The 8,723-nt window shown below is 66.2% G+C and carries 8 protein-coding genes; 3 read left to right on the top strand and 5 right to left on the bottom strand.

The window, feature by feature from the left end:
• Positions 1-484 (bottom strand): helix-turn-helix domain-containing protein (locus ABZW74_RS23060; RefSeq protein ID WP_355279669.1); only part of this gene is annotated, 484 nt, incomplete at its 3' end.
• A 243-nt stretch (positions 485-727) separates the two neighbouring features.
• Between ABZW74_RS23060 and ABZW74_RS23055 the strand changes: the two genes are divergently transcribed.
• The 3 genes from ABZW74_RS23055 to ABZW74_RS23045 are packed head-to-tail and all read left to right on the top strand — an operon-like array spanning position 728 to position 3,763.
• Positions 728-1,681, top strand: a complete 954-nt coding sequence (locus ABZW74_RS23055) for a TauD/TfdA family dioxygenase (protein ID WP_355279666.1) — start codon at positions 728-730, stop codon at positions 1,679-1,681.
• A 44-nt stretch (positions 1,682-1,725) separates the two neighbouring features.
• Positions 1,726-2,664: a TauD/TfdA family dioxygenase gene (locus tag ABZW74_RS23050; RefSeq protein ID WP_240856362.1), complete on the top strand. Its 939-nt coding sequence runs from the start codon at positions 1,726-1,728 to the stop codon at positions 2,662-2,664.
• Between the two features lie 25 nt (positions 2,665-2,689).
• Complete coding sequence (locus tag ABZW74_RS23045) at positions 2,690-3,763, top strand: ABC transporter substrate-binding protein (RefSeq protein WP_355279664.1); 1,074 nt, start codon at positions 2,690-2,692, stop codon at positions 3,761-3,763.
• Between the two features lie 7 nt (positions 3,764-3,770).
• Here ABZW74_RS23045 and ABZW74_RS23040 read toward each other — a convergent pair whose 3' ends face one another.
• The 4 genes from ABZW74_RS23040 to ABZW74_RS23025 all read right to left on the bottom strand — a co-directional run bounded on the left by ABZW74_RS23040 (position 3,771) and on the right by ABZW74_RS23025 (position 8,428).
• Positions 3,771-4,514, bottom strand: coding sequence for a sulfite exporter TauE/SafE family protein (locus ABZW74_RS23040; RefSeq protein WP_240856532.1), 744 nt, complete (start codon positions 4,512-4,514; stop codon positions 3,771-3,773).
• Positions 4,501-6,072, bottom strand: a complete 1,572-nt coding sequence (purH, locus tag ABZW74_RS23035; RefSeq protein ID WP_355279661.1) for a bifunctional phosphoribosylaminoimidazolecarboxamide formyltransferase/IMP cyclohydrolase — start codon at positions 6,070-6,072, stop codon at positions 4,501-4,503. Before purH ends, ABZW74_RS23040 begins: the two co-directional genes overlap by 14 nt.
• Positions 6,069-6,650 carry a phosphoribosylglycinamide formyltransferase gene (gene purN / locus ABZW74_RS23030; protein ID WP_355279671.1) on the bottom strand — a complete coding sequence of 194 codons (582 nt, stop codon included), beginning with the start codon at positions 6,648-6,650 and terminating at the stop codon, positions 6,069-6,071. Before purN ends, purH begins: the two co-directional genes overlap by 4 nt.
• A 278-nt stretch (positions 6,651-6,928) precedes the next feature.
• Positions 6,929-8,428, bottom strand: coding sequence for a DUF6350 family protein (locus tag ABZW74_RS23025; RefSeq protein ID WP_355279658.1), 1,500 nt, complete (start codon positions 8,426-8,428; stop codon positions 6,929-6,931).
• Positions 8,429-8,723 lie beyond the last annotated feature (295 nt).

The raw sequence follows: 8,723 nt of genomic DNA, 5'->3' as shown, positions 1-8,723 counted from the left end.
GTCGCAGTGCGGGCCGACGACCGCCGGCATGGAAGGCAACGATCGCCTGCCCCATCGCGCTGGTGTCCAACGCCGTTCTCGGTTCCGGGATCTGCTGGTTGCACCACCGAATCGGCGGATGCGCCGAGTAGACCGTCACGGCTTCGCCTTTCACCTCCATGCCCAGGCTCGCGGTGATGCCGATCTCGGCCGCCAGTTGATGCAGATGCGGAGCTGCCGCACTGTGATCGAGTTCCGGCAATGCGCGTGCGGCCAGGTCGACGATGCCGGGCCCGATCACATAGTTGCCGTCAGCCCCCCGATCGAGCAGACGACCCTTGACCAGAGCTCCGACGATGCGATGAGTGGTGCTCACGGGCAGACCGACCCGATCGGCCACATCGGTGAGCGACATTGCCGCGTCCTCACCGTCGAAGGCGAAGAGCACGGCAATCGCCCGCTCGACCGACTGAGATCCGGTGCGGGCCTTCTGGTTCAGATCCATGATGGCCTCCTTCTCGACCGGTGGGCACTCAGCGGTGAGCTGTCGCGTCCAATGCTCACCCACAGACCGATGCGGGTGAATCCTTGTGTGCAGGGTGAACTTTTCCGACCCGATTGGCCCGAGAATCGCCGTTCGTTTCCACAATGTGGATGCCCTCCTTGCGCCCGTGTGGCGCCGATCGATAGTCGAGAAGAACGGCAGTCCAGACCGCCGATACGGCTCACCGATCAGGAGACAACAACCATGACCTCAGTCATCGAGAACCGCCAGACGGATACCGCACAGCTCACCGTCGAACCCATCGCGGGTTACCTCGGAGCGGAGGTATCCGGGATCGACCTGAAGGACGACATCACCGCCCAGGTGGGTGATGCGCTGCGGGACGCACTCTTCGAGCACAAGGTGCTGTTCTTCCGCGACCAACGGCTCGATCACGACCAGCAGATCCGCTTCACCGAGTACTTCGGCCCGGTGACCGGTGCGCATCCGCTCGGCTACACCGACAAGTCGCCGGCCGGGTTTCCGGAGATCCTCGAGGTCGACTCGCGGACGTACGCGAGCCGTGCGGGCGGGCGCCAGTACAGCTATGCCAGCTTCTGGCACCAGGATGTGACCGCGCTGGTCAATCCGCCGGCGGTGACAGTCCTGCGTGCGGAACTGGTACCCGAGTTCGGTGGCGACACAACCTGGGCCGACCTCGCTGCCGCATACGACAATCTGCCTGCGTCGCTGCAGCGATTCCTGGAAGGGCTCAACGCCGAGAACCGTTTCGGCGGGCGGGCACCCCAGTGGAGCGACGGATCGGAATCGGAGAGCCTCACCCGGGACAAACCGATCATCAGCGAGCACCCCGTGGTGCGTGTGCATCCGGTGACCGGCCGCAAACTGCTCTACGTCAACCCCGGATTCACCAGCCGCATAGTGGGACTGAGCGCTCGGCGCAGCGACCGCATCCTCGACCTGCTGTTCGACGAGGTCACCAATCCCGCCTACACCGTCCGGATCGCCTGGACGCCCGACAGTGTCGGCGTGTGGGACAACCGCGCGACCATTCACCTCGCCCCCACCGACCTCGGGCATCTCGACGTGGTGCGGGTGTTGCATCGCACCACCGTCGAGGGCGACATACCCGTGGGAGTCGATGGGCGAAAGTCGAATTCCGTCTCGGGCGAACCCTTCTTGTCGACGCGTCGCTGAGTTTTCTTACCTGCCAACCCATCATCGAACACGAACGGACAACCATGACCATCACAGACGACACGACCATCATCGATCTCGAATTGCACCGCGCAGCAGGCAACATCGGCGCCTACGTTGACGGCATCGACCTGTCGCGCGAGCTGCCACCGCAGACCGCCGACGCGCTCGTCGCGGCACTGCACGCACACAAGGTGCTGTTCTTCCGGGATCAGCACGACCTCGATCACGCTGCGCAGATCGCGTTTTCGCGCATCTTCGGGGCGGTGACCGACTCGCACCCCTATGACGACGACGCCCCCACCGAGTTCCCGCAGATCCTCACCGTCGACAACCGCGAGTACGAACGCAAATTCGGGGTCAAGGCCGCAAGCTACACCAGCGAATGGCACACCGATGTCACCCCGCTGGTGAATCCACCGGCGGTGACCATCCTGCGCGCCGACGTCGCACCGGAGCGTGGCGGCGACACCAGTTGGACGAATCTGGCTGCCGCATATGCGGGGCTGCCGGAGTCGCTGAAGGAACTCGTCGACGGACTGCGCGCCGAACATCGGTTCGGAGGACGCAAACCGGTGTTCACCGACGCCAGCGAGTACGGGCGCAAGGTGGCCTCCGCACCGCTGGTCGCCGAGCACCCGGTGGTGCGGGTCCATCCGCGGACCGGGGAGAAGATCCTGTTCGTGACACCCGGGTTCACCAGCCGCATCATCGGCTACTCGCGCCGCCAGAGCGACGCCCTGCTCGATCTGCTGTTCGACGAGGTGACCAACCCCGCCTACACGGTTCGATTCCGTTGGCGTGCGGGCAGTGTCGCGGTCTGGGACAACCGAGCCACGGCACACCTGGCACCCAGCGACATCAACCACCTCGACGTTCGACGGACCCTGTTCCGGACAACCATCGAGGGTGACGTCCCCGTTGGCCCCGACGGCAGCCCATCGGTGGCCGTATCCGGTGATCGCTTCGTGGCGCGTGACTGACCGGGCAGAGACAGGAGATACGAACATGACTCGCACCTGGCGTCCACGCCGCGCAACTGCGTTCCTCCTCGCTCTCGTCGCCTTGGCGGCGGCTGTCGTCACCGCCTGCTCGCCCAACGCGACACAGGTCGAGGATGGCAAGGTGGTCATCCGGTATCAGGGACAGACGTCGGCGGTTCGATGGTACGAATTGGCCGACGCGCTGGGGTATTTCAGCAAGATCAAACTGAAGTGGGTCGGCGACACGACGAGTGGGCCGCAGGATATCCAGTCCGTCGCCACCAACCAGGTCGACGTGGGTGCCGCATTCAACGGGTCGGTGGCCAAACTCCAACAGGCGGGTTCACCTATCACCGCGGTCATCTCGGATGTGGGCTCCGACCAGCAGACGTTCTCCGGCTACTACTCGCTGGAAGGCAGCGGTATCAAGGCGCCTCGCGATTTCATCGGCAAGAAGGTCGGGATCAACACCCTCGGCGCCTATCACGAGTACGTCATCAACGCCTGGCTTCATCGAAACGGGCTGTCGGATGGCGAGATTCGGCAGGTCGGCCTCACCGTGGTGCCACCCATCAACACCGAGCAGGCGCTGCGCTCCGGCCAGATCGACATCAGCAATCTCGGCACCATCTTCAAGGATGTGGCAGTGCAGGCAGGCGGGCTCCACGAACTGTTCCGCGACACCGATCTCATCGGATCGCTGGCCATTTCGACCACCGTCCTCCGCAAGGACTTCATCGAACAGAACAAGGATGCTGTCGTCGATTTCGTGCAGGGCTACGCTCGAGCCGTCCGGTGGGCGCAGCTTCATCCTCGCGAGGAGGTGGTCGCCAAGCTCACCGAGATCATCAACAAGCGTGGGCGTAACGAGAACACAAAGTTCGTCGCACAGTGGAAGAGTGCGGGAATCCCGGTGCCCGGCGGGGTGATCGATCCGAAGGAGTTCAAGGTTTGGGTCGACGAGGGGGTTCGGATCGGGCAGATCGAACCAGGCCTCGACGTCGCGACTCTGTTCACCAACGGTTTCAACCCGTACGCGAACGGCACCTATCCCCCAGGCTCGGACGAGAACGGCAATCCCATTCCCCCGCAGCGCTGAACTGTTCTCAGCGCAGGGCCAGCCACACCGCGAGACCGAGCCCGCCGAGCCCCACCGCAATCCGGAGGGGCCCGGCGGGCAGTCGTTTGACCACGGGCGGACCACACCAGCCGCCGGCCAGGCAACCCACCGCCATGGCCAGCGCCGCCCACCAGTGGACCGGACCGAAGATCATGAAACCGATCGCCGCAACGGTGTTGGCGATGCCGAGAAACAACGATTTCGACAGCGCTGCGCGCCACAGTGGTTCGCTGGTGACCACCAGGAGCAGCGCGAGGATCATGATGCCTGCCCCCGCACCGAAGTACCCGCCGTAGATCCCGATCACGGTGACGCCCAACAGGAACACCGACGGCCGCTCGGCATGGCTGGTGGCCAGGCGTCGAAGTGTCGGCTGCACGAGCAGCGCGAGGGCGGCGATCGCCACCAGGTACGGCACGACCGCCTCGAAAGCACCTGCCGGAGTCACCAACAGCAAGACCGCGCCCACCACACCACCGATCAGCGACGCGATGGCACCGCCGACGAGTTGACGACGATCGCCGTCGAGCAACGCACGACCGGATTGGGCGGTGCTGCCCACACCGACCGCCACCAGGGCAACGGTGTTGGTCACGTTCGCGGCGATCGGGGTCAGGCCGACGGCCAACAGCGCCGGATAGCTGACCACCGAGGCCAGCCCCGTGATGTAGCCGATCAGACCGGCGCCGAACCCGGCGACGACCAGCAGCGCGAGATCAGTGAGCGAAATGCCGTGCCCCGGTGAGATACAGCGTCGCCCCGGCGTCGGCCGCCGCCGCGATCACCTCGTTGTCGCGGATCGACCCGCCGGGCTGCACAACCGCTTTCACACCGGCGGCCAACAGAACCTGCAGACCGTCGGGGAAGGGGAAGAACGCATCCGACGCGCCAACACTTCCCTCGGCACGGTCGCCCGCACGTTTGACTGCGAGATGCGCGGAGTCGACGCGATTCACCTGCCCCATTCCCACGCCGACCGACGCACCGTCCTTGGCCAGCAAGATCGCGTTGGATTTCACCGAACGGCATGCACGCCAAGCGAATTTGAGATCGGCCAGCGTTGCCGCATCGACCAGGTCACCGGCTGCAAGAGTCCAGTTGGCCGGGTTGTCGCCATCGGCGTCGAGGACGTCGCGCTGCTGCACGAGCAGTCCACCGGACACCGGCTTGGTCTCGAGGCCCCCATCGGTCGGGGCCTGCGCGACGAGGACGCGAATGTTCTTCTTGCGGGTCAACACCGACAGTGCACCGTCGGCGAAGCCCGGGGCGATGATCACCTCGGTGAAGATCTCGGCCACCTGCTCGGCCATCTCGACGGTGATCTCGCGGTTGGCAGCAATCACACCGCCGTAGGCGCTCACCGGATCACAGGCGTGCGCCTTGCGGTGCGCCTCGGCGATGTCGGCGCCGACGGCGATGCCACAGGGGTTGGCGTGCTTGATGATTGCGACGGCGGGTGCGTCGAAGTCGTGCGCGCTGCGCCACGCGGCGTCGGAGTCGGTGTAGTTGTTGTAGCTCATCTCCTTGCCGTGCAACTGCTCTGCGGTCGCAAGGCCCCCGCTGCCCGCGTTGTCGATGTAGAGGGCGGCCGCCTGATGCGGGTTCTCGCCATAGCGCAGCACTGCCGATCGCGACCACGTCGCACCCGTCCACTCCGGGAACTCCGGACTCTCCTGCGCCGGCGACACGACGGTGGACATCCACTCCGCAACCGCCACGTCGTAGTCGGCGACGTGACGGAAGGCCTTGGCGGCCAATGCCTGTCGCTGCGCGAGTGTGAAACCGCCCGCGCTCAGCGCGTCGGTGAGCGACGTGTAGTCGGCCGGATCGACGACCACCGCCACCACCGGATGGTTCTTGGCGGCGCTGCGGACCATCGCCGGTCCGCCGATGTCGATCTGTTCGATGCACTCGTCCGGGCCGGCACCGGAGGCAACGGTCTCGGTGAACGGATAGAGGTTGCCGACCAGCAGATCGAAAGCGGTGACACCCAATTCGTCGAGCTGGGTGATGTGCGACTCCTTGCGGAGGTCGGCCAGCAACCCGGCGTGCACCTTGGGGTGCAAGGTCTTCACGCGGCCGTCCAAGCATTCGGGGAACCCGGTCACCTCGGACACCTCGACGACGGGGATGCCGGTCGCGGCAATGGTTTTGGCGGTCGACCCCGTCGAGACGATTTCCACCCCTGCCTCATGCAGCGCGGTCGCCAGCTCCACCAGACCGGTCTTGTCGTAGACGCTGACCAGTGCGCGTCGGATGGGACGGGTGTCGGGATGCTGCGCGTTCACGGAATGTGGGCCTTTCGTCCGTCGATGACTACTCCTCGGGTGACAACGCTCGTCACCACGTCGGCGAGCAGAACACGCTCGACCGATTTTATTCGTTCGTGCAGGGTGTCGACGTCGTCGTCGGGGAGGACGTCGATCACGTGTTGGGCCAGGATGGGTCCGGTGTCGACGCCGTCGTCCACCAGGTGCACGGTCGCGCCGGTCACCTTGACCCCGTACGCCAGCGCGTCGGCAACGCCATGGGCGCCGGGGAACGACGGCAGCAGTGCGGGATGGCTGTTGACCACCCGGCCGCCGAAGCGAGCCAGGAATCGCGGACCGAGGATCTTCATGAAGCCCGCGGTCACCACCCACTCGGGCGCCGTGGCGGCGACGGCCTCGGTGAGTGCTTGGTCCCAGGCAGTCCGATCCGCGTGATCGGCGAGGCGGCAACTGATGAGCGGGATCTGGTTCTCGACCGCAATCTGCGCCGCGCGGCAGTCGCGGTCGACGACGATTGCGACGACCTGGAACGCGCTGCCCGGATCCGCAGCGCGGGCCAGCAACGATTCGAGCAGTGACCCCGTGCCCGATGCCATCACCACGATCGGCACACGCCCGTTCGGTGCTGCGATGGGTCCGGAACTCACGCGTCTGAGCCTAATCGCCGAGGACGGTCGTCTCTGCGCCAGGGTAGGCTGCACACCTCGCCAACAGAAGAAGGGGAGGAAACTTCTTCCCCGACCCTTGGTGTCCTCCCCCAGGAAATTTCTGGCGGATGACTGTGAACCCCGGGGAAGAAGTTCTTCCCCTAGATTTTTCGGCACGGCAACCCCACGTTTGCCCAGGTCAGCGCATGCGCACCGACCTCGCCGGGTCAGGGTCGCTGGTCGGGCGCCGAGTAGAGGTCGTAGGCCTCGTCGTCGTCGAAGTCGTCGTCGGCCAGACGATTCACGGGTGCGTCGGACTCTGGTTCGTCGTCCACATCCTCGACTTCGTCGAAGTCGTCGAAGTCGTCGGATTCAGCGTCCTCGTACTCGGCATCTTCGTCGTCGTACTCGAATTCGTCGGTCTCCCCGTCGAGTTCCGCGTCGGTGACGATCACGTAGTCGTCGTCGAAACCGTCGTCGTCCCAGTCGGGCAGCGCATCCTCGTCGTCGACGACGCGCGACCGCGCCGCCTTGGTCGACGGCAGCACGCCGTACACCGCGGCCGTCAGCATGCCGACCACCATGATCCAGCCGAGTGTGTACACACATGCCGAGGTGACGCTGATTCCGACGTCGCCGAACTCTCCGAGCCGACCACCGGCCATCCACGTCAACACCGCGACAATCGACGCTGCGACCGCCGCGGCGACACCGACCGACCGCACGTTGGCGCGTGGGTCGAGGTCGCGGCACCGCCACGCGACGAATCCGGCGATGGCGAGCGGCACCACAAAGCCGATGAGTCCCGCACGTCCCAGACCGGGCGGATCCGGCAGCGCAGCCAGCACCGGCAGCGGCGGTACCGGACCGCCGTGCACCGCGGACAGACCGAAGGTGGCGGTGCCGACGTGCGCGTCGGAGCCGACGAGCACGGCGAGCGCGCCGACCATCAGGTTGGGCAGGTACATCAGCGACAGCATCGTCAGGCCGACGTAGCCGTCGAATCCGTTGCCGGTCTCGATGAGTTCACCGAGTGTGGAGTGCCGCATCACCAACCGCACGGTGACCAGCAGTCCGGCGACGGCCAGTAGGAGCAGCACTGCCGCGAAGCCCATGCGAATACCGCGTCGGTCGGTGGTCGAGATGCCCCATCGGACGGTCAGGTCGCCGTGGCGCGACCAGACGACACCACCCACGGCACCCGCCACGTGGACGAGGAGGGTGTACACAAAGGCGAGCAAGGGGTTGGGCGATTGGATCGGCAGGACGGTGGTGCCGTCCATGACGACCGCGAGCGACATGGCGGTGATCAGAACGGGCCCGGCCACCGCGGACGCCACCACCGCGAGGAGTTCGGACACCGTGTCGCGCGATCGGGCCGCCGCGGCGGCGAATCTGCCGGTCGCAGCCGCCACGACGATGGTCGGGAGCAGCGGCAGCACCCCGATCGTCACACCGCTGATCGTGACGGGCACCTGGTGAATCGCGAGCCAGCACGACGCGACCGCGGTGCCGAGTCCGGTCAGCCCACTGCCCGCCATCAACAGGACGGTGAGGACCACGACCGCCAGCACGACGAGAGCCGCGGCGGGAACCGCGAATGCCACCAGCACCAGTTCCCGCGCCGATCCTTCGGAGGCCACCCGCTGGGCACGATTGGATCGCCGCAGCCTGCGCAGCTGCGACGCCAGGTTCTCGGTGGTCTGCGTCGGGGAGAAGGTGGGCATCGGTTACGAGCGTCGCACGATCGTCGACGCCCGAGCGACAGACGCGCCGCACCCCTGCTGAGAAGAGCGTGTGATCACACGACGACGCCCCACCCGGAGCGTGTCCAGATGGGGCGGCGGTCGTAGAGGTCAGCTGCTCTGCGGGGGTTCCGGACGCTTGTAGACCGTGGTCGAGTGCTCGTCGCCAGCGGGGCCGGCGGGCTCGGCCGCCGACGCCCCGGCTTCGGATGCCGATGCGCCGGGAGTGGCGCTCGCCTCCCCTGCCGAGTATCCACCGGCCGGCGCTGCCTGCGAC

This window comes from Gordonia sp. NPDC003585 (genome assembly GCF_040610755.1).
Lineage (GTDB): Bacteria > Actinomycetota > Actinomycetes > Mycobacteriales > Mycobacteriaceae > Gordonia.
This window is presented reverse-complemented; position numbering and strand designations above follow the sequence as displayed.

Bases quoted from the DNA above. Each gene is read 5' to 3' on its own strand.
- ABZW74_RS23025 (WP_355279658.1), bottom strand. From the start codon at position 8,428: ATGCCCACCTTCTCCCCGACGCAGACCACCGAGAACCTGGCGTCGCAG.
- ABZW74_RS23045 (WP_355279664.1), top strand. From the start codon at position 2,690: ATGACTCGCACCTGGCGTCCACGCCGCGCAACTGCGTTCCTCCTCGCT.
- purN (WP_355279671.1), bottom strand. From the start codon at position 6,650: ATGGCATCGGGCACGGGGTCACTGCTCGAATCGTTGCTGGCCCGCGCT.
- ABZW74_RS23055 (WP_355279666.1), top strand. From the start codon at position 728: ATGACCTCAGTCATCGAGAACCGCCAGACGGATACCGCACAGCTCACC.
- ABZW74_RS23050 (WP_240856362.1), top strand. From the start codon at position 1,726: ATGACCATCACAGACGACACGACCATCATCGATCTCGAATTGCACCGC.